The sequence below is a fragment of the Stenotrophomonas sp. YJH_SMC_127 genome (assembly GCF_059372445.1).
In genome coordinates, this window is record NZ_JCAFVO010000003.1 from 186,926 (window position 1) to 206,284 (window position 19,359).

Sequence of the window (19,359 nt, forward strand, 5' to 3'; positions counted from 1 at the left end):
GGTGGACGCCCGGCGTCCACCCTCCCTGCACGCAGCCATCGGCGCGTGACAGGACCGTGTCACACGGGCCGGCCACCATGCCGGCCCAACCCCTTTCTTTCGTGAGGTAATCCCGTGGAAATCACTGCTTCCCTGGTCAAGGAACTGCGCGAGCGCACCGGCGCCGGCATGATGGAATGCAAGAAGGCGCTTACCGAAGCCAACGGCGACATCAACGCCGCTGCTGAAGCCATGCGCAAGTCCGGCGCCGCCAAGGCCGACAAGAAGGCCGACCGCGTGGCCGCCGAAGGCCGCCTGGGCCTGGCCCAGGACGGCGGCAAGGCCGTGCTGGTCGAAGTCAACTCGGAAACCGACTTCGTCGCCAACGATGACAACTTCAAGTCCTTCGTCAACGCCGTCGCCGCTGCTGCCCTGGCATCGGGCGCCAACGACGTCGAAGCCGTGAAGGCCGCCACGCTGGCCGACGGCCGTACCGTCGAGGAAGCCCGCGCCACCGCCGTGCAGACCCTGGGTGAGAACATCCAGATCCGCCGCATGGTCAAGGTCGACACCACCGGCAACATCGGCGCCTACGTCCACACCAACGGCAAGGTCGGCGTGCTGGTCGACCTGATCGGCGGCGACGTCGAGCTGGCCCGTGGCCTGGCCATGCACGTGGCCGCGCTGAAGCCGCCGCACAACAAGGCTGCGGACGTCCCGGCCGAGTTCGTCGAGAAGGAAAAGGAAATCGAGCTGGCCAAGATGACTGATAAGGACAAGGCCAAGCCGGCCGACATCCTGGAAAAGATCATCAGCGGCAAGATCAACAAGATCGTCAGCGACGTGACCCTGTACGGCCAGACCTACGTGCTGGGCGACACCACCGTCGAGCAGGTGGTCAAGGCCGCCGGCGCGGACGTGGCAGGCTTCAAGCTGCTGATCGTCGGCGAAGGCATCGAGAAGGTGGTGGAAGACTACGCCGCCGAAGTTGCCAAGGCGATGCAGGTCTGATTCCAGCCTTCCGGCTGTGAAGCGACCAGAAGGAGCCGCGGGAAACCGCGGCTCTTTTTTTATGCATGGGCCCAGGGATCAACCCATGGCCCACCGGTGGGTGCGCACCGTTGGTGCGCACAACCGGCACCTTTGCGTTGCGCGCGAATCAAGCCGATACTCGGCGCAGGGAATCCACAGTCATTTAGCAGGAACGAAAATCGCGGACTGTGATGCATTCCTAGGTATTCTTGTCCTAATGGAATTGAACGACCCGACATGCCTCCCGAGCTGACAGCTGCCCTGGCGCTCTGCCGCAACCTGCCTTCGCCACCCGGTATTGCCCTGCGCATCATCGAACTGGCCCAGGACCCGGAAGCGGACATCGCCACCGCTGCCGACATCATCGCCATCGACATGGCGCTGAGCGCTCGCATGCTGCGCATCGCCAATTCGCCGCTGTACGCCAGCCGCCGCCGGATCGAGAACCTCGGCCAGGCGCTGACCATGCTGGGCCTGAACGCCACGATCAGCCTCGCCCTCGGCTTCACTGTCACCCAGGGCCTGACCGGCGGCACCGGCGCCGACCACGACCTGCGCCAGCGCGCCTGGAAGCGCAGCATCCTCAGCGCCCTGGCTGCCAGCCAGCTGGGCCAGGCGCGCGGCCTGCGCCGGCTGGAAGAACTGATGCTGGCCGGCCTGCTGCAGGACCTGGGCGTACTGTGCCTGGCCCAGGCCGAGTCGGAGCGCTACCTGCCGCTGCTGCGCGAGGCACGCGACAACACCGACCTGGTCGCCCGCGAACGCGAGGAACTGGGCTGCAGCCATGCCGAGGTCGGCGCGTGGGTGGCCGAGCAATGGGGCCTGCCCCGCTACCTGGTGGAGAGCATCAGCCACAGCGAGGACGAGGACGTCGCCGAATCGCCGTTCCAGGCCTGCGTGCAGCTGTCCGGCGCGGTGGCCGACATCTGGCTGGACAGCGACGCCGACGCCGCGCGTGAGCGCGCCCTGCAGCAGGTGCACGACCGCCTGGAGCTGGACAGCGCGCGCTTCGACCAGGTCCTCGCCCGCATCAGTGAAGCCCTGCCCGACATCGCCAGCCTGTTTGATGCCGGCCTCAATTCACCGGCGCGGGTGCGCGAGCTGATCGATCACGCGCAGGAGCTGGCCACGCTGCGCAACCTGCGCGAACTGCAGGACGCCGACCAGGCACGACGCCGCGCCGACGAGTTCGAGGCGCGCGCCAAGCGCCTCGCCGACCAGGCCCATCGTGACGCGTTGACCGGCGTGCTCAACCGCCGCCAGCTGGAAGCGGTGCTGGAGCAGGAATTCCTGCGCGCCGGCCGCCAGGGCTGGCCGTTGTCGGTGGCCTTCATCGACCTGGACGACTTCAAGAAGATCAACGACGCCCACGGCCACCTGACCGGCGACGAGGTACTGCGCGCCTTCGCCGGCAAGCTGCAGGGCCAGCTGCGCAACAGTGACACCGTCGCCCGCTTCGGCGGCGAGGAATTCGTCGCGCTGCTGCCAAACACCAGCGAAAGCGTGGCCCTGGACGTGATCCGCCGGGTGCTGGCCAATATCGTCGCCACGCCGATGGCCGAGCTGGAGGGCGGGCCGCTGTTCGTCACCTTCTCCGCCGGCGTGGCCACCCAGGGTGGCTACGAGCGCTTCGCCGACGTGCAGGACCTGCTGCGCGCAGCCGACGACGTGCTGTACCGCTCCAAGAACCTGGGCCGCAACCGGGTGATCGCCCGCTCGCCAGGTGCCCTCGGCCACGACGAGCTGTCGGCCACCGCTGGCGCCGAGCTGGGCTGAACGGAAAGCCCCGTTTGACCGGGGCGAACGACCGGATTCTGCGCCGCAGTGCACAAAACACTTTGGCACGACGCCGCATGCGCGTAGAATCGCCCGCGATTTCCACGCACCCGAGGTCCTCATGTCCAAGCTCGCCTATCGCCGCATCCTTCTGAAACTGTCCGGGGAGGCGCTGATGGGAGACGAGGACTACGGCATCGACCCGAAGGTCATCAATCGCCTGGCCCGCGAGGTCATCGAAGCCCAGCAGGCCGGTGCCGAAGTGGCGCTGGTGATCGGCGGCGGCAACATCTTCCGCGGCGCCGGCCTGGCCGCCGGCGGCATGGACCGGGTCACCGGCGACCAGATGGGCATGCTGGCCACGGTCATCAACGCCCTAGCCATGCAGGATGCCCTCGAGAAGCTGGGCGCCAAGGCCCGCGTGATGAGCGCGATCAAGATCAACGACGTGTGCGAGGACTACATCCGCCGCCGCGCCATCCGCCACCTGGAAAAGGGCCGCCTGGTGATCTTCGCCGCCGGCGTCGGCAGCCCGTTCTTCACCACCGATTCCGGCGCCGCCCTGCGCGCGATCGAGATCGGCGCCGACCTGCTGCTGAAGGCCACCAAGGTCGATGGCGTGTACGACAAGGACCCGAACAAGCACAGCGATGCGGTCCGCTTCGACAGCCTGAGCTACGACGAAGTGATCCGCCGCGGCCTGGAAGTGATGGACACGGCGGCCTTCGCATTGGCCCGCGACAGCGACCTGCCGATGCGCGTGTTCGACATGGGCCAGCCGGGCGAGCTGCTGAAGATCCTCAACGGCGCGAACATCGGCACCCTGGTCCAGGGCCGCGACCCGGCCTGAGCCTGAGCGCGAAGCGGCGATCGGGCCGATTCAGGCCCGGCAGCGTCCCGTATTCGCCTATAATCGCCCGATTCCAGATACATCCAGGACCGGGCGATGCTCAACGACATCAAGAACAACGCGCAGACGCGCATGGCCAAGAGCATCGACGCTCTGAAGCACACCCTCACCTCCATCCGGACCGGGCGTGCCACGCCTGCCCTGCTGGACCGCGTGACGGTCAGTGCCTATGGCAACGCCAGCACCCCGCTGAACCAGGTTGCCTCGATCTCCAACGCCGACGCGCACTCGCTGCTGGTCACGCCGTTCGACAAGGGCATGATCAAGGAGATCGAAAAGGGGCTCTACAACGCCGAGTTCACCCCGAACACCCTCGGCACCGCGATCCGCATCAACATGCCGCCGCCGACCGAAGAGCGCCGCAAGGAGCTGGCCAAGCAGGTGCAGAAGGAAGGTGAAGGCGCCAAGATCGCGATCCGCAACATCCGTCAGGACGCGAACAAGGAAATCGCCAAGCTGGTCAAGGACAAGGCGATCAGCGAAGACGAGAAGAAGCGCGGCGAAGACGACATCCAGAAGCTGACCGACGCCAACATCAAGGACGTCGACAAGGTCGTCGCCGACAAGGAAAAAGAACTGCTGTCGGTCTGAAGTCGATGCCTTCAGCCCCGCCTCCGTTACCGGCCGCCCTGCCCCGCCACATTGCCATCATCATGGATGGCAATGGGCGCTGGGCACAGCAGCGCCGTCGCCCCCGCGTGATCGGCCACCGTGCCGGCGCGCGCGCGGTCAACCGCACCATCGAGCGCTGCCTTGAACTGGGCATTCCGGCGCTGACCCTGTTCGCCTTCTCCAGCGAGAACTGGGGCCGGCCGCAGGAGGAAGTGGATGCGTTGATGAAGCTGTTCCTCGGCGCGCTCGACCGCGAGGTGGACGAGCTGCACCGGCGCGGCGTGCGCGTACGCTTCATCGGCGAACGCGAGCGCTTCGGTGCCGGGCTGGTCAGCCGCATGCAGCTGGCCGAACAGCGCACCGCCGACAACACCACCCTGACCCTGTCGATCGCGGCCAGCTATGGCGGCCGCCAGGACATCGCCCGCGCCGCGCGCGCCCTGGCCGTCGAAGTGGCGGCCGGTCGCCTGTTGCCCGAGCAGATCGACGAATCGCTGCTGGGCAGCCAGGTCGCCCTTGCCGACCTGCCGCCGCCGGACCTGTTCATCCGCACCGGCGGCGACACCCGCATCAGCAACTTCCTGCTGTGGCAGCTGGCCTACACCGAGCTGTGGTTCACCGAGGCCCTGTGGCCGGACTTCGATGCCGGGCAGCTGCAGCAGGCGCTGGACGCCTATGCCGGCCGCGAGCGTCGTTTCGGCCTGACCAGCGCCCAGATTGCCGCACTGGCCACCGAGACTTCCAGCCCATGACCAAGACCCGAGTCCTCGCCGCGCTGATCATGGCGCCGGTTGCCATTGCGGCGATCCTGCTGCTGCCCACGCAATGGCTGGCCGCCGCCGCCGCTGCGGTGCTGCTGATCGGCCTGTGGGAATGGCTGAAGCTGGCCGGTATCGAAGACACCCTGGCACGCACCGTACTTCTGGTGCTGAACCTGCTGCTGATGGTGCTGCTGGTCTGGGCCGATGGCAGTACGCTGGTGCTGTTCCAGATAACCACGCTGGCCGGCGTTGCCTGGTGGCTGGCCGCGCTGGTCTGGCTGCGCTTCTTCAATTTCGGTGCACAGCCGTCGGCGCCCTCGCGCATCCTGAAGATGCTGGCCGGCACGCTTGCCATCGTGCCCGCCTGGGCCGCGCTGGTGCTGATCCATGCCGGTGGCGATCCGCCGGGCAAGCAGGGCCACCTGTGGCTGCTGGCTGCACTGGCACTGGTGTGGGCGGCCGACTCGGGCGCCTACTTCGCCGGCCGCCATTTCGGCAAGCACAAGCTGGCCCCGCGGATCAGCCCCAACAAGACCTGGGAAGGCCTGTTCGGCGGCCTGCTGGCCGGTGTCGCCGTGGCCGTCGGCCTGGGCTGGGTGGCCGGGATCGATACCGCACACCTGCCGGGCCTGCTGATCACCGCGGTCGTGGCCGTGTTCGCCTCGGTGCTGGGTGACCTGTTCGAGAGCCTCATCAAGCGCCACGCGGGCGCCAAGGACTCGGGCCACCTGATCCCGGGCCATGGCGGCGTGCTCGACCGGGTCGACGGCGTCCTCGCCGCCGTCCCGGTGTTCGCGCTGGGCAAGGAAATCTTCGGGTTCTGACCATGAATGCTGCTGCAGACCTGCGCCGGGTCGCCGTATTCGGCGCCACCGGCTCGATCGGTGCCTCCACGCTGGACGTGATCGCCCGCCACCCGCAGCGCTACCAGGCGACCGTGCTCGCCGCCGGACGCCAGGTGCAGGGGCTGCTGGCGTTGTGCCGCCAGCACAAACCCGCGCACGCGGTGATCGCCGACGAATCGCTGTTCGCCGAACTGCGTGACGGCCTGCGCGACGCCGGACTGGCCACCGAAGCCCATGCCGGCCATGCCGCGCTGGACCAGCTGGCCGCCAGCGACGCCTGCGATACCGTGGTCGCGGCCATCGTCGGCGCTGCCGGCCTGTCCTCGACCCTGGCCGCGGCCGCCGCCGGCAAGCGCATCCTGCTGGCCAACAAGGAATCGCTGGTGCTGGCCGGCGAACTGCTGACCCGTACCGCCGAACGTGCCGGCGCCGAAATCATCCCGATCGACAGCGAACACAGCGCGATCTTCCAGTGCCTGCGCTCGCGCGACGCCAGCGTCGACGGCGCCGGCGTGCGCCGGATCCTGCTGACCGCCTCCGGCGGCCCGTTCCGTGGCCGCAGCCGCGCCGAACTGGCCCAGGTCACCCCGGCCCAGGCCGTTGCCCACCCGAAGTGGTCGATGGGACCGAAGATCTCGGTCGATTCGGCGACGTTGATGAACAAGGGCCTGGAAGTCATCGAGGCCCACCACCTGTTCGGCGTGCCCGGTGAACGCATCGAAGTGCTGGTGCACCCGCAGAGCCTGGTCCATTCGCTGGTCGAGTTCGTCGACGGCTCGACCCTGGCGCAGATGGGCCTGCCGGACATGCGCACCACCCTCGCCGTTGGCCTGGGCTGGCCACAGCGCATCGAATCGGGCGTGGCCGGGCTGGACCTGCTGGCCCAGGGCCGGCTGGATTTCGAGGCCCCGGACACCGACGCCTTCCCCTGCCTGGCCCTGGCCTGGCAGGCCATGCAGGCCGGCGGCACCGCACCGGCGGTGCTGAATGCTGCCAACGAGGAGGCGGTTTCAGCGTTTCTTCAGGGCCGGATCGGTTTCCTGACGATCCCGGCGCTGGTTGCTAACGCTCTTTCAACACTGCCGACGCAAGCAGCCGATACACTGGAGGTCCTGTTGTCCGCCGACCAGCGGGCACGCCAGCTCACCCTGAACGCCATCGACGCCGCCTGAACGACCGCCTCGCCCAGCATGACGCCGCCGCCCCTGCCCGCCACTGTGAGCCTGCATGACTGACTTCATCGGATCGGTCTGGTGGATGATTGTCAGCCTCGGGCTGCTGGTCACGTTCCACGAGTTCGGGCATTACTGGGTCGGACGCCTGTGCGGGGTCAAGATCCTGCGTTTCTCGGTCGGCTTCGGCCAGCCGCTGTGGTCGCGCCGCGACCGGCATGGCACCGAGTTCGCCATCGCCGCCATTCCGCTGGGTGGCTACGTGAAGTTCCTCGACGAACGCGAGGTCGAAGTCCACCCGCACGAGCGCGGCCAGGCCTTCAACCACAAGACGGTCTGGCAGCGCATCGCGATCGTTGCCGCCGGCCCGATCGCCAACCTGCTGCTGTGCATCCTCCTGCTGTGGGCGATGTTCGTGATCGGCAAGCAGGATTACTCGCCCACCGTCGGCCGCGTCAGCGGCATCGCCGCCAGTGCCGGCCTGGCCAGCGGCGACCGCGTGCTGCGCGTGGACGACCGCCAGGTGGTCACCCTCGGCGAGGCCAGCATGGCACTGACCGCGGCCGCGATGGACCGCCGCGACGTGAAGCTGGAAGTGCTGGATACGGCCGACCAGGTGCGCACGCGCACCCTGCCGCTGTCGCAACTGCCGGCGGGTTTCGATGAGCGGCGGGTGCCGATCCTGGCTGGCATGTACTGGCAGTCGTGGCTGCAGCCCGCGCTGGTCGAGTCGCTCACCGCAGACTCCGTGGTGGCCGGGCAACTGCAGCCGGGCGACCTGATCGTGGCCATTGACGGCCAGCGCATCGACGGCGCCGACCAGGTGATCGGCGAGATCCAGGCGCTGGGCCGTGCCGGTGGCCCGGGCATGATCGAGGTCCTGCGTGGCGGCGAGCGCCTGGCGCTGGAAGTGACGCCACGCAAGGGCCAGGACGCCAAGGGCGGCCCCACGTGGCAGATCGGCGTTCAGTTCCCGACCAAGTTCAGCCCCCCCTACGACACCCTCCTGCGCTACGGCCCCCTGGACTCGGTCACCGTCGCGGTACGCGAAACCGGGCGCCTGGCGGCCGACTCGCTGGGCATGATGGGCCGCATCGTCACCGGCAAGGCCTCGCTGCAGAACGTTTCCGGGCCGGTCACCATCGCCCGCGTGGCCAATGTCTCGGCCAAGCGCGGCCTCGACTGGTTCCTGCAGTTCCTTGCCCTGCTGTCCCTCAGCCTGTGCATCATCAACCTGCTGCCGATCCCGATCTTGGACGGCGGCCACCTGCTGTATTACCTTATCGAGTTGGTCAAGGGCAGCCCGCTGAGCGAGCGTGCCATCGCCGCCGGCCAATACATCGGCCTGGCGTTGCTGGCCGGGCTGATGGGGTTGGCGTTCTACAACGACATCCTCGGCCTGGTCCCGCGATGAACTTTTCCATGTTGTTGCCGTCTACAGCGTCGGCATCCCGCACCAATGAAATCGACCTTCCTACCGGACGTGACATGACGCGACTCCCCAATCGCCGCCTGCTGGCCCTCGCCCTCGCCGCCGTCACCGGCGCTCCCGCCCTGGCCCAGGCAGCCGAGCCCTTCACTGTCAGCGACATCCGCGTCGATGGCCTGCAGCGCATCAGCTCGGGCACGGTATTCACCTACCTGCCGGTGGAACGTGGCGAGACGGTCACCGACAACAAGGTCGGCGAGACGATCCGCGCCCTGTACAAGACCGGCTTCTTCGAAGACGTGCAGCTGGACCGCCAGGGCACGATCCTGGTGGTGACCGTCAAGGAACGTCCGGCGATCAACAAGCTGACCGTGACCGGCAACAAGGACATCAAGTCCGACCAGCTGCTCAAGGGCCTGTCCGACATCGGCCTGACCGAGGGCGGCACCTTCGATCGCCTGAGCCTGGACCGCGTGACCCAGGAACTGCGCCGCCAGTACAACGACCGTGGCAAATACAACGTCGACATCACCCCGACGGTGAGCCCGCTTGACCGCAACCGCGTGGACATCGCCATCGCCATCAAGGAAGGCAAGGCGGCCAAGATCCGCCACGTCAACCTGGTCGGCACCGAAAAGTTCGAGAGCAAGGACATCCTGGAGACCTGGGAGTCCAAGGAGCACAACTGGGCGTCGTGGTACCGCCGTGACGACCAGTACTCCAAGGAAAAGCTGTCCGGCGACCTGGAAAAGCTCAACTCCTGGTATCTGGACCGCGGCTACGTCGATTTCAGCATCGATTCCACCCAGGTCTCGATCAGCCCCGACAAGCGCGACATGTTCCTGACCGCGGGCGTGACCGAGGGTGCGCAGTACAAGATCTCCGAGATCAAGGTCAGCGGCGACACCATCCTCCCGCAGGAGGACGTCGAGCGCATGGTGATCCAGAAGTCCGGCGACACGTTCTCGCGTGCCCTGCTGGAATTCAGCTCGGACACCATCACCAATTCGCTGTCCAACATCGGCTACGCGTTCGCCAAGGTGAACCCGATCCCGACCACCAACCGCGCCGAGCAGACCGTCGCCATCAACATGCAGGTCGTGCCCGGCCCGCGCGTGTCGGTGCGCCGCATCCTGTTCCGTGGCAATACCCGCACCTCCGATGAGGTGATGCGCCGCGAAATGCGCCAGTTCGAGAACAGCTGGTACTCGCAGGCCGCGATCGACCGCTCCAAGATCCGCCTGCAGCGCCTGGGCTACTTCGAATCGGTGGAAGTGGAGACCCCGGCCGTCAGCGGCAGCAACGACCAGGTCGACGTCGTCTACAACGTCAAGGAAACCACCTCGGGCAGCTTCGTGTTCGGCCTGGGCTACTCGCAGTCCTACGGCATGACCACCTCGGTGCAGCTGTCGCAGAACAACTTCCTCGGCGGCGGCAACCGCGTGTCGGTCGAAGCCTCGCGCAGCAGCTATCTGCAGCGCTACGGCTTCAGCTACACCAACCCGTACTTCACCGATGACGGCGTGTCGCTGGGCTATAACCTGTCCTGGCGCGAACTGGACTACTCCGACTTCAATACCGCGCAGTACAACAGCACCAATGGTTCGGCGCAGGTGGTGTTCGGCGTGCCGCTGACCGAGACCGATACCGTCTCGCTGATGTTCGGCATCGACAGCAACCAGATCACCACCTACCAGGGCTCGACCCCGCAGTCGATCATCGACTACATCAACGCGGTCGGTCAGCGCACTTTCCACGCCTGGCGCACCGAGCTGGGCTGGGCGCGCGACTCGCGCAACGACTACTTCATGCCGACCCGCGGCACCTACCAGCGCATCGGCCTGGAAACCACGCTGCCGGGTTCGACCATCGAGTACTACAAGCTGAACTACCAGATCAGCAAGTACTGGCCGATCATGCCGTCGCTGGTGATCAACACCCGCGCGGAAATCGGCTACGGCGATGCCTACGGCAACGACTACACCCGTACGCTGACCAATCCGGATGGCACCACCCGCACCGTTACCGCCAGCGGCCTGCCGTTCTTCGAGAACTTCTACGCCGGTGGCACCAACTCGGTGCGCGGCTTCGAGGACAACACCCTCGGCCCGCGCGAAGTCACCACCGGTTATCCGGAAGGCCAGCCGCTGGGTGGTTCGCTGAAGACCGTCGGTTCGGTCGAAGCCTACTTCCCGCGCCTGTTCGACAGCCCGTCGGCACGCGTGTCGGCCTTCGTCGACTTCGGCAACGTCTACAACGGCACCCAGAACTTCAAGGCCAACGAGCTGCGCGTGTCCACCGGCGTGGCCCTGCTGTGGCGCGCCCCGGTCGGCCCGATCTCGATCAGCTACGCCTTCCCGCTGAAGAAGGAAGACGATGACAAGATCGAGCGTCTGCAATTCACGTTCGGTGGCCAGTTCTGAGGAACGTTGTTCCCCAGAACTGATCCACCTCCGGTGAATTGCCCGCGCATTTCACCTATCCCCCGCGCCGCTGGCGCGCCCCCCTTAACAAAGGGGGGCTCTCCACCAGACGGGGTGCGAAGCGCCGGGCATTGCCCGGCGTTTTCGTTTTGCAGATGACACTGCACGGCACGGGCTTTTGGCCGCGCTCGCGGGAAATTGTCCAGAGGCGGCGGGTGGCCCTGGACAGGACCGTTGGCGCCATGAATGGCGCCATCGAGCACCATGGAGGGGGTTTTGCGTGTCCTGGCCAGGGCCACCCGCCGCCTCCCGCCCGTACCAGGCAGGCGCCAAGCCCTGCCCCCGCATGACCGAAATGGCGCCACACGTTAAACTCCCGCCGTGAATACTCCCACCTACACCGCCCAGCAACTCGCCGAGCAGTTCGGCCTGCAGGTCCATGGCGACCCCGCCACCGCCATCCATGGCGTGGCCACCCTCGCCCATGCCGGCCCTGGCCAGCTGACCTTCCTTGCCAACCCGCGCTACCGCGCCCAGCTGGCCGACAGCCAGGCCTCGCTGGTGGTCCTGCGTGCCGACGACGCCGAGGCCGCCCCGGGCACTGCGCTCGTCGCCAAGGACCCGTACACCGCGTTCGCCAAGATCGCCGCGCTGTTCGACATCGCGCCGACCCGCCCACCGGGCATCCACCCCAGCGCAGTCATCGACCCCAGCGCCCAGGTGGCCGCCAGCGCCCATATCGGCCCGTTCGTTTCGGTCGGTGCGCGCAGCGTGGTCGGCGAGAACTGCATCATCGGCACCGGCAGCGTGATCGGCGAGGACTGCAGCCTGGACGCCGGCTGTGAACTGATCGCCCGCGTGACCCTGGTCACCCGGGTCACGTTGGGCAAGCGCGTGCGCGTGCATCCCGGTGCCGTGCTCGGCGCCGACGGTTTCGGCCTGGCGATGGACGCTGGCAAGTGGATCAAGGTGCCGCAGCTCGGCGGCGTCCGCATCGGCGACGATTGCGAGATCGGCGCCAATACCTGCGTCGACCGCGGCGCGCTGGAAGACACCGTGCTGGACGAGGATGTGCGCCTGGACAACCTGGTGCAGATCGCCCACAACGTGCAGATCGGCGCGCATTCGGCCATCGCCGGCTGCACCGGCATCGCCGGCAGCGCCAAGATCGGCCGCTACTGCCTGCTTGGCGGCCACGTTGGCGTGGTCGGCCACCTCGAAATCTGTGACAAGGTCGTGATCACCGGCAAGTCGGTGGTCCGCAACTCCATCCATGAGCCAGGCGAATACTCGTCCGGCACCCCGTTGACCGACAACCGCACGTGGCGCAAGAACGCCGCGCGCTTCAAGCAGCTGGACGCATTGGCTCGCCGCGTCCTGGCTGCTGGCAAGGAGAAAGAATGAACGATTCGCTGCAGCTTCCGATCGATGTCTGCCAGATCCAGGAACTGCTTCCGCACCGCTACCCGTTCCTGCTGGTGGACCGGGTGCTTGAACTCGACGTCGAGGCCAAGCGCATCCTGGCGCAGAAGAACGTCAGCATCAACGAGCCGTTCTTCCAGGGCCACTTCCCGGGCCGCCCAATCATGCCCGGCGTGCTGATCATCGAAGCGCTGGCGCAGGCCGGCGGCGTCATGACCCAGCTCACGCTCGGCCGCGATGCGCAGTCCAAGCTGTTCTACATGGTCAAGGTGGAAAACGCCCGCTTCAACAAGCAGGTCGTGCCCGGCGACGTGCTGATGCTGGACGTGCAGATGAAGCGCCTGATCCGCAACATGGGCTGGTACTACGGCGAAGCCAAGGTCAACGGCGAAGTCGTCGCGTCGGCCGAGGTCATGTGCGCCGGCGCCAAGGGCTGATCCACTGGAGGCAGCAATGACTGACAACGCACCGCGGATCCACCCCACCGCCGTCATCGATCCGGCCGCGCGCCTGGCCGACGATGTGCAGGTGGGCGCCTTCACCCTGATCGGCCCCGATGTTGAAATCGGCGCCGGCACGGTGGTGGGCCCCCATTGCAGCATCCACGGCCCGACCCGGATCGGCCGCGACAACCGCTTCGTCGGCCACGCCGCGATCGGTGGCGAGCCGCAGGACAAGAAGTTCGCCGGTGAGCGCACCGAACTGGTGATCGGCGACCGCAACGTGTTCCGCGAGTTCGTCACGCTCAACCGTGGCACCGGCGGCGGCGGCGGCATCACCACCATCGGCAACGACAACTGGATGCTGGCCTACACGCACGTGGCGCACGACTGCCATGTCGGCAATTTCTGCGTGTTCTCCAACAACACCACCCTGGCCGGCCACGTGACCGTGGGCGACTACGTGATCATCAGCGGCTTCGCCGGTGCCCACCAGTTCTGCCGCATCGGTGCGCATGCCTTCCTCGGCATGGGCGCGCTGACCAATGGCGATGTACCGCCGTTCACCATGGTCGGTACCGATTCGCTGGGCCGCCCGCGCGGCATCAACAGCGAAGGCCTGAAGCGCCGCGGCTTCGACGCCGACCGCATCTCGGCCATCAAGCGTGCCTACCGCACGCTGTACGTGGCCGGCCTGCCGTTGGCCGAAGCCAAGCAGCAGCTGACCGAACAGGCGCGTGACAGCAATGACGTGAAGGCCATGCTGGACTTCATCGAGCACGCCGAGAGGCCCTTGCTGCGATGAGCAGCACGACCGGCCAGGCGGCGGCCGGCGCCGCGGTGATTCCGTTGGCCTCGATGGCCGGCAGCGTTCCCGCACAGCGGGTGCTCAGCGAGCGCCCGTTGCGGATCGCGCTGGTTGCCGGCGAAGCGTCCGGCGACCTGCTCGGTGCGGGCCTGGTGCGTGAACTGAAGGCGCGCTTCCCGAATGCCGAGTTCGCCGGCATTGGCGGCGATGCCATGCGCAGCGCCGGCTGCCAGACCTGGCACGATGCCAGCGAGCTGGCGGTGATGGGCCTGACCGAAGTGCTGCGCCACCTGCCGCGGCTGCTCAAGCTGCGCTCGGCGTTCCGCCAGCGCGCCCTGGAATGGCAGCCGGACGTGTTCATCGGCATCGACGCACCCGACTTCAACCTGGGCATCGAGCGCTGGCTGAAGCAACGCGGCGTGCGCACCGTGCATTACGTCAGTCCCTCGGTCTGGGCCTGGCGCGAGAAGCGCGCCGAGAAGATCGGCAGCAGCGCGGACCTGGTGCTGTGCCTGTTCCCGATGGAACCGCCGATCTATGCCAGGCACGGCATCGACGCACGCTTCGTCGGCCACCCGATGGCCGATGACATTCCGCTGCAGGGCAACCGCGAGGAAGCCCGTGCCGCGCTCGGGCTGCCGACCTCGGCCAAGGTGCTGGCGGTGTTGCCGGGCAGCCGCCTGGGCGAGATCTCGCGCCTGGGCGAACCCTTCTTCGAAGCCGCCTGGCAGGTCTCTGAACGCATTCCGGGCCTGCATGTGGTGGTGCCTGCCGCCAACCCGGCCTGCCGGCAGCTGATCGAAGAACAGCTGTCGCGCTCGGCATTGCCGGTGGCCTACTCGCACGTGCTGGATGGCCAGGCGCGCAACGCGATGATCGCCGCCGACGTGGTGGTGCTGGCCTCCGGCACCGCGACCCTGGAAGCCATGCTGGTGAAGCGGCCGATGGTCGTCGGTTACCGCGTCAACGAACTGACCTATCGCCTGGTCAAGGCGCTGGGCCTGATCAAGGTCGACCGCTTCGCCCTGCCCAACATCCTGGCCGGCCAGGACCTGGCGCCGGAGCTGATGCAGCACGACTGCACGCCGGACAGGCTGGCCGCGGCCATCCAGCAATGGTTCGACCACCCGCAGCGGGTGATCGACCTGCAGGACACGTACGTGCGACTGCACGAGCGCCTGCGCCGCAATGCTTCGGCGCGTGCCGCCGATGCCGTCGGCGAACTGCTGATGCGCGACCAGGCGCAGGCATGAGCCGCCGTCACGCCGCAGCGGCCAGCCTGGCCCTGTTCGACGGCGCGACGGTGGTCGAGCCGGAACGCCTGGTCGCCGGTGTCGACGAGGCCGGACGTGGCCCGCTGGCCGGGCCGGTGGCAGTGGCGGCGGTGGTATTCGATCCGTCACGGCCACGCATCAACGGCCTGGACGATTCCAAGCAGTTGACGGCGGCCCGCCGCGAGCAGCTGCATGACCGCATCATCGAGCGTGCCCTGGCCTGGCACGTGGTGCTGGTGGACGTGGACACCATCGACCGCCTGAACATCTACCAGGCCACCCTGCAGGGCATGCGTGACGTCGTTGCAGCGGTTGCCCATGTGGCCGGCTTCGCCCGCATCGATGGCAACGTGGTGCCCAAGGGCCTGGTGCTGCCGGCGCAGGCGCTGGTCGGCGGCGATGGCATCGACCGCGCGATCATGGCCGCCTCGATCCTGGCCAAGGTTTCGCGCGACCGTTACATGCAGGACGTGCATACCCGCCACCCGCAGTACGGCTTCGAACAGCACAAGGGCTATGGCACCCCGGCCCACCTGGCCGCCCTGCGCGAGCACGGCCCCTGCATGGAGCACCGGCGCAGCTTCGCCCCGGTGCGTGAGTGCCTGGGCCTGACGCAGGCGGCGGCCATCGCCTGAGCCTGCTGGAGTTGTAGAGCCGAGCCCATGCTCGGCTGCTGTGGACAGCCGAGCATGGGCTCGGCTCTACAGAAGGCGGCCTCCCGCACGCCTGAATCCGGCGCCACGCCGTGCCCCTGTCAAGCCTTGTGGCAACCCCCTGCCCTCGCTACCCTGACCGGGCATTCCAGCGCTTCCCGACCCCGGCGACGATCGTCCGTCAGCACCCGGGGCCCGCGCGCTCCAACCTGGTCCGGCATGTCCAACTCCCGCTTCGTACATCTCCACGTCCACACCGAGTTCTCGCTGGCGGACTCCACCATCCGTGTGCCGGCCAAACCGGACCAGGCGGACCCGAAGAAGGCCAAGCAGGCCAACCTGCTGTCGCGCTCGGTCGAACTCGGCCTGCCCGCGCTGGCGGTGACCGACCTCAACAACCTGTTCGCCCTGGTCAAGTTCTACAAGGCCGCCGAAGGCGTGGGCATCAAGCCGATCGCCGGTGCCGACGTGCTGATCGCCGAGGAAGGCCAGGACCCGTGGCGGATGACCCTGCTGTGCCGCGACCGCGAGGGTTACCTGAGCCTGTCGCGGCTGCTGACCCGCGCCTGGATGGAAGGCCATCGCCCCGAGGGCGGCGTGGCCGTGCACCCGGACTGGCTGAAGGCCGGCAACGCCAACCTGTTCGCATTGGCCGGGCGGCAGAGCCTGGCCGGGCGCCTGGCGCTGGACGGCAAGCATGAACTGGCCGAGCAGCAGCTGGCCGACTGGCAGCGCGTGTTCGGCGATGGCCTGCACCTGGAGCTGACCCGCACCGGCCGCGAGGGCGAGGAAACCTTCAACCAGTTCGCGCTGATGGCCGCGGGCCAGCGTGGCCTGCCGGTGGTGGCCAGCAACGACGTGCGCTTCCTGTCGCCGTCGGACTTCAGCGCGCACGAAGCGCGCGTGTGCATTTCCACCGGCCGCGTGCTGGACGACCCCAAGCGCCCGCGCGAATACAGCGACCAGCAGTACCTGAAGTCGGCCGAGGAGATGTGCGCGCTGTTCGCCGACATCCCCGATGCGATCGACAACACGCTGGCGCTGGCCGAGCGCTGCAACATCGAGATGCGGCTGGGCACCTACTTCCTGCCCAACTACCCGGTGCCGGACGACGAGACGCTGGACACCTGGATCCAGAAGATGTCGCGCGATGGCCTGGAAGAGCGCCTGGAGAAGAATCCGCTGGCGCCGGGCAAGACCCGCGAAGAGTATTTCGAGCGCCTGGAATTCGAGCTCAACACCATCATCAAGATGGGCTTCCCGGGCTACTTCCTGATCGTGGCCGACTTCATCCAGTGGGGCAAGAACCAGGGTATTCCGATCGGCCCCGGCCGTGGTTCGGGTGCCGGTTCGCTGGTGGCGTGGGCGCTGAAGATCACCGATCTGGACCCGCTGCCGTACAACCTGCTGTTCGAGCGCTTCCTGAACCCGGAACGCGTGTCGATGCCCGACTTCGACATCGACTTCTGCATGGACCGCCGCGACGAGGTGATCGACTACGTCGCCCGCAAGTACGGGCGCGAGCGCGTCAGCCAGATCATCACCTACGGCACCATGGCCGCCAAGGCGGTGGTGCGCGACTCCGGCCGCGTGCTCGGCTTCCCGTACGGCCTGGTCGACGGCGTCTCCAAGCTGATCCCGAACATCCTCGGCATCCACCTGAAGGATGCGCTGGGCAAGGGCAAGGAAGGCCCGAGCTCTGAGATGGCGTCGGCCGAACTGATCCAGCGCTACGAGACCGAGGACGATGTCCGCGACCTGATCGACCTGGCGCTGCAGCTGGAAGACCTGACCCGCAACGCCGGCAAGCACGCCGGTGGCGTGGTGATCGGGCCCGAGCCGCTGAGCGAGTTCTGCCCGCTGTACGCCGAACACGACGAGAACGGCCTCGGCAAGAACCCGGTCACCCAGTTCGACAAGAACGACGTGGAAGAAGTGGGCCTGGTGAAGTTCGACTTCCTGGGCCTGCGCACGCTGACCATCATCGACTGGGCGGTGAAGGCGATCAACAAGCGCCATGAGCGCGCCGGCATCCCGCCGGTGGACATCGCCGCGATCCCGCTGGACGACACGCCCACCTACAGGGACATCTTCGCCAACGGCAATACCGGCGCGGTGTTCCAGTTCGAATCCTCGGGCATGCGCCGCCTGCTGAAGGACGCGCGCCCCGACCGTTTCGAAGACCTGATCGCGCTGGTGTCGCTGTACCGCCCCGGCCCGATGGACCTGATTCCCTCCTTCAATGCGCGCAAGCACGGCCAGGAAGAGATCATCTATCCCGATCCGCGCACCGAAGCCATCCTGAAGGACACCTACGGCATCATGGTGTACCAGGAGCAGGTCATGCAGATGGCGCAGATCGTCGGCGGCTACTCGCTGGGCGGCGCCGACCTGCTGCGCCGCGCGATGGGCAAGAAGGTACCGGCCGAAATGGCCAAGCACCGCGAGATCTTCCGCGAAGGTGCAGCCAAGGGCGGCGTCGATGGCCCCAAGGCCGACGAAATCTTCGACCTGATGGAGAAGTTCGCCGGCTACGGCTTCAACAAGTCGCACGCCGCTGCCTACGCGCTGGTCAGTTACCAGACCGCCTGGCTGAAACGCCATTACCCGGCTGAGTTCATGGCGGCCACGCTGTCGTCCGATCTGGACAACACCGACAAAGTGGTCGGCTTCCTCGACGAGGTGCGCAACCTCGGCCTGACCGTGCTGCCGCCCAAGGTGAACCAGTCGGCCTTCATGTTCGAAGCGGTGACGCCGGACACCATCCAGTACGGCCTCGGGGCGATCAAGGGCGTCGGCCAGGGTGCCTGCGAGGCGGTGGTCGAGGAGCGGCTGAAGGGCGGCCCGTTCAAGGACCTGCTCGACTTCTGCACGCGCGTTGGTTCGGCCAAGCTCAACAGGCGCACGCTGGAAGCGATGATCAACTGTGGTGCGTTGGACGAGCTCGGCCGCAACCGTGCTTCGCTGATGCTGCAGCTGCCGGAGGTGATCAAGGCTACCGACCAGATGGCCCGCGAGCGGGCTTCGGGACAGAACTCGCTGTTCGGTGGCCCGGACCCGAGCGCGACCACGATCCAGCTGGACCTGCCCGAAGCCGAGGAGTGGCCGCTGCTGCAGCGCCTGAACGGCGAGCGCGACACGCTGGGCTTCTATCTCAGTGGCCACCCGTTCGATCCCTGGCGCGACGATGTGCGCGATCTGGTCGGCAACGACCTGGGTTCGGTGGAGAAGATCTGGAGCGCCAACAGCGGTGGTGGCGGCGGCGGCGAAAAGCGCTGGCGCCCGGAAGTGCAGACGGTGCTGGCCGGCCAGGTGGTCGGCGTGCGCCGCAAGGGCGAAAGCCAGATCTTCATCCAGCTTGAGGACGGACGTGGCCGCGTCGAGTGCAGCGCGTTCTCCGACGCGATGGCCGAGTTCGGCCACCTGATGACCAAGGACCGCATCCTGGTGGTCAAGGGCGGCCTGCGCGAGGACGAGTTCAACGGCGGCTTCGCGCTGCGCATCCGCCAGTGCTGGGACTTCGATGAGGTCTGCGCCAACTACGCCACGCGGCTGTCGCTGCGCCTGGACCTGCGCCAGCAGCGCCCGGTCTGGGAGCGCATCGATGCGCTGCTCGACCGCCATCGCCCGGGACGGACGCCACTGCGCCTGGACCTGCTGCTGAAGGGGCCGCACGGCGGCGTCGCCGGCATGCTCGATGTGTCCGGGCAGAGCGCGGTACGCATCGATTCCAAGCTGATGGAGGCGCTGCGCGCCGACCCGGCCGTGCGCACGCTGAAGGTGCGCTACAGCCCGCCATGGGCCAGCTGAGGCTGGCTCCCTG

At 67.3% G+C, this 19,359-nt stretch carries 15 protein-coding genes; all 15 read left to right on the forward strand.

What is annotated here, in order from left to right:
* Positions 1 to 114: 114 nt before the first annotated feature.
* The 15 genes from tsf (at position 115) to dnaE (ending at position 19,346) form a co-directional block, all read left to right on the forward strand.
* On the forward strand, positions 115 to 990 hold the full coding sequence (tsf, locus tag AC5QAB_RS09220) for a translation elongation factor Ts (protein WP_032956847.1): 876 nt from the start codon (positions 115 to 117) through the stop codon (positions 988 to 990).
* 258 nt (positions 991 to 1,248) lie between these two features.
* Entirely contained in the window at positions 1,249 to 2,787 is a 1,539-nt protein-coding gene (locus AC5QAB_RS09225) for a sensor domain-containing diguanylate cyclase (protein ID WP_032956845.1), read from the forward strand.
* Positions 2,788 to 2,908: 121 nt separating this feature from the next.
* The gene (gene pyrH, locus AC5QAB_RS09230; RefSeq protein WP_014646500.1) at positions 2,909 to 3,637 is read left to right on the forward strand and encodes a UMP kinase; all 729 of its coding nucleotides are present in this window, start codon (positions 2,909 to 2,911) and stop codon (positions 3,635 to 3,637) included.
* Positions 3,638 to 3,733: 96 nt separating this feature from the next.
* Positions 3,734 to 4,288, forward strand: a complete 555-nt coding sequence (gene frr / locus AC5QAB_RS09235) for a ribosome recycling factor (protein ID WP_014646499.1) — start codon at positions 3,734 to 3,736, stop codon at positions 4,286 to 4,288.
* A 5-nt stretch (positions 4,289 to 4,293) separates the two neighbouring features.
* The gene (gene uppS / locus AC5QAB_RS09240; RefSeq protein WP_032956844.1) at positions 4,294 to 5,061 is read left to right on the forward strand and encodes a polyprenyl diphosphate synthase; all 768 of its coding nucleotides are present in this window, start codon (positions 4,294 to 4,296) and stop codon (positions 5,059 to 5,061) included.
* Positions 5,058 to 5,894 carry a phosphatidate cytidylyltransferase gene (locus AC5QAB_RS09245; protein WP_495233360.1) on the forward strand — a complete coding sequence of 279 codons (837 nt, stop codon included), beginning with the start codon at positions 5,058 to 5,060 and terminating at the stop codon, positions 5,892 to 5,894. Before uppS ends, AC5QAB_RS09245 begins: the two co-directional genes overlap by 4 nt.
* Before the next feature lie 2 nt (positions 5,895 to 5,896).
* Entirely contained in the window at positions 5,897 to 7,087 is a 1,191-nt protein-coding gene (locus AC5QAB_RS09250; RefSeq protein WP_049403801.1) for a 1-deoxy-D-xylulose-5-phosphate reductoisomerase, read from the forward strand.
* Positions 7,088 to 7,142: 55 nt separating this feature from the next.
* Positions 7,143 to 8,501: an RIP metalloprotease RseP gene (gene rseP / locus AC5QAB_RS09255; protein ID WP_032956841.1), complete on the forward strand. Its 1,359-nt coding sequence runs from the start codon at positions 7,143 to 7,145 to the stop codon at positions 8,499 to 8,501.
* A 74-nt stretch (positions 8,502 to 8,575) separates the two neighbouring features.
* Entirely contained in the window at positions 8,576 to 10,939 is a 2,364-nt protein-coding gene (gene bamA, locus AC5QAB_RS09260) for an outer membrane protein assembly factor BamA (protein ID WP_049441550.1), read from the forward strand.
* Between the two features lie 381 nt (positions 10,940 to 11,320).
* Positions 11,321 to 12,343, forward strand: coding sequence for a UDP-3-O-(3-hydroxymyristoyl)glucosamine N-acyltransferase (gene lpxD, locus AC5QAB_RS09265; protein WP_014646493.1), 1,023 nt, complete (start codon positions 11,321 to 11,323; stop codon positions 12,341 to 12,343).
* Positions 12,340 to 12,798, forward strand: coding sequence for a 3-hydroxyacyl-ACP dehydratase FabZ (gene fabZ / locus AC5QAB_RS09270; protein ID WP_005415845.1), 459 nt, complete (start codon positions 12,340 to 12,342; stop codon positions 12,796 to 12,798). The genes lpxD and fabZ overlap by 4 nt, the downstream gene beginning before the upstream one ends.
* A 16-nt stretch (positions 12,799 to 12,814) precedes the next feature.
* The gene (gene lpxA, locus AC5QAB_RS09275) at positions 12,815 to 13,606 is read left to right on the forward strand and encodes an acyl-ACP--UDP-N-acetylglucosamine O-acyltransferase (protein ID WP_014646492.1); all 792 of its coding nucleotides are present in this window, start codon (positions 12,815 to 12,817) and stop codon (positions 13,604 to 13,606) included.
* Between the two features lie 53 nt (positions 13,607 to 13,659).
* Positions 13,660 to 14,862, forward strand: coding sequence for a lipid-A-disaccharide synthase (lpxB, locus tag AC5QAB_RS09280; protein ID WP_134967132.1), 1,203 nt, complete (start codon positions 13,660 to 13,662; stop codon positions 14,860 to 14,862).
* On the forward strand, positions 14,859 to 15,518 hold the full coding sequence (gene rnhB, locus AC5QAB_RS09285; protein WP_014646490.1) for a ribonuclease HII: 660 nt from the start codon (positions 14,859 to 14,861) through the stop codon (positions 15,516 to 15,518). Before lpxB ends, rnhB begins: the two co-directional genes overlap by 4 nt.
* 237 nt (positions 15,519 to 15,755) lie before the next feature.
* Positions 15,756 to 19,346, forward strand: a complete 3,591-nt coding sequence (dnaE, locus tag AC5QAB_RS09290; protein ID WP_014646489.1) for a DNA polymerase III subunit alpha — start codon at positions 15,756 to 15,758, stop codon at positions 19,344 to 19,346.
* The last annotated feature ends 13 nt before the right edge of the window (positions 19,347 to 19,359 follow it).